2 protein-coding genes are annotated in these 2078 nt (G+C 74.3%); one reads left to right on the plus strand and one right to left on the minus strand.

Annotated elements, in window-relative coordinates; genetic code table 11:
• A partial coding sequence (locus AOK15_RS38940) for a response regulator (protein ID WP_055523673.1) occupies positions 1-644 on the minus strand: 644 nt, incomplete at its 3' end.
• 187 nt (positions 645-831) lie between these two features.
• On the opposite strand from AOK15_RS38940, the gene AOK15_RS38945 reads away from it, so the two are divergent.
• Positions 832-2061 (plus strand): DUF418 domain-containing protein, encoded by a 1230-nt coding sequence (locus tag AOK15_RS38945; protein ID WP_055523676.1) that lies wholly within the window; start codon positions 832-834, stop codon positions 2059-2061.
• Positions 2062-2078: the final 17 nt, after the last annotated feature.

Genomic DNA, 2078 nt, shown 5'->3' on the forward strand with positions numbered 1-2078 from the left:
CGCGCCCGCAGCAGACCGGCGCGCTCGGCGAGCAGGGCCGCCTGGACGCGGTTGCCCACCCCCAGCTTGCCGAGGACGGCGCTGACGTGGTCCTTGACCGTGCCCGTGCTCAGGTTCATCCGCGTGCCGATGCCGGTGTTGGACAGACCCTCGGCGAGGAGGACGAGCACCTCACGCTCCCGCCCGGTCAGCCCCGCGACGCGGTGGACGGCCTCCTGCCGAGGGCCGCCGTCGAGATAGCCGGCCACGACCGTACGGGTGACGCGGGACGCCAGGACGACCCCGCCGTCCACCAACATGCGTATGAGGTAAGGGAGTTGCTCGGGGTCGGTGTCCTTCAGCAGGAACCCGGCCGCCCCCGAGCGCAGCGCGGCCGCCACGTACTCGTCCATGTCGAACGTCGTCAGCATGGCGACGACCGGCGGGTCCGGCAGCCGGCGCAGCTCCGCCAGGACGGTGAGACCGTCCACGTCCGGCATCCGGATGTCGAGCAGCACCACATCGGGGCGCAGCTCCCGCACCACGGCGACCGCCCGGCCACCGCCGACCGCCGCCACGACCTCCATGTCGTCCGCGGCGCCGAGGATGTGCTCGAACCCCGTACGGAGGAGGGCCTCGTCGTCGACCACCATGACGCGGATCACCTGAGCTCCCCTCACCCCGGGGCCGCCGTCGGAACCTTGTGACGGCGGCTGCCGCCCGCGGGTTCCGTCCGGCCGGGGTCGTGCGGGAGCGCGGCGCACGGCGGGGGCGGCTCCGGTCGGTCGGCGGGGACGACTCCGGCCGCCCGCCGGATGGGCCGCGGCCCGCCCCACTCCGACGCTGAGGTCCATGACACCCAACCCGCCACCACCGTCCCCGCCCGTGCGGACGGACCGCCCGACCGTCGTAACCGGCGCCCCGTCACCGACGGGGCGGCTCATCGGCGTGGACCTGGCCCGGGGCCTCGCGGTCCTCGGCATGTACGCCGCCCATGTCGGACCCGACCCCTCCGTGGGCGGCCCCCTCGGCTTCGTCCTGGAACTGGCCCGCGGCCGTTCCTCCGCGCTCTTCGCCCTGCTCGCGGGCTTCTCGCTCGTCCTCATCATCGGCCGCCCGCGCCCGAGGACCGGGCGGCCGGGCCGACAGGCCGTGGGCAGGATCGTCATCCGCTCGGCCGTCCTGCTCGCCCTCGGTATCGCCCTCACGGCCCTGCACACCGATGTCGACGTGATCCTCGCCTTCTACGCCCTGATCTTCCTCGCGGTCCTGCCGCTGTACCGGCTGGGGGCCGTGCCGCTCGCCGTCGTCGCGGCGACGGGCGCGCTGGTCATGCCTCAGGCGCTGTACGCGGTACGCCGGTCCATCGACGAGGGCACCTGGGCCGACACCGTCGTCGCCGTGGATCCGCTGGCCCGGATCGGCGACACGGACGGCGTGGTCGAGCTGCTGTTCACCGGGGAGTACCCGGTGCTCACATGGATGCCGTTCGTGGTCGCGGGCATGGCGGTGGCCCGGCTCGACCTCGCCCGGACCACGGTCCACGCCCGCCTCGCCCTCACCGGCGGCGCCCTGGCCGTGCTCGGCCACGGCGGCTCCTGGCTGGCCCTGACCTTCGTACCCCACGCGCGGGCCACCGTCGCCGCCGCGACGGACGGCGACACGGGCGCCTCGGCCTGGTGGTCCGACACCGTCGGCGAACTCCTCGACCACACCCCGCCGGCCTGGCTGCTGGTGGGCGCGCCCCACAGCCAGACGACCTTCTCGATCCTCGGCAACACGGGTGTCGCGCTCGCCGTGCTGGCCGCGTGCCTCGCCGTCACCGACCGGATGCCGCGCCTCACCCGCTGGGCCGCCCCGGTGACCGCGGTCGGCACGATCGCGCTGACCGCGTACGTCCTGCACATCCTCGCGATCCGCGTCGTCGGCACGGAGGAGGAAACCGTCCCGGCGCTGCTCGCGCTGTTCGCGTTCACGGTGGCGGCCCTGCTGCTCGCGACCCTGTGGACCCGGCGCTTTTACCGCGGCCCGCTGGAACATCTCCTCCACCACGCCACGCTTGTCGCCCGCCGCATCAAGTGAGGGGAGGGGATCAAGTG

It is taken from the genome of Streptomyces ossamyceticus (genome assembly GCF_001418475.1).
Taxonomy (GTDB): domain Bacteria; phylum Actinomycetota; class Actinomycetes; order Streptomycetales; family Streptomycetaceae; genus Streptomyces; species Streptomyces ossamyceticus.

Coding starts and splice junctions, on each gene's coding strand:
- AOK15_RS38945 (WP_055523676.1), top strand. CDS start 832: ATGACACCCAACCCGCCACCACCGTCCCCGCCCGTGCGGACGGACCGC.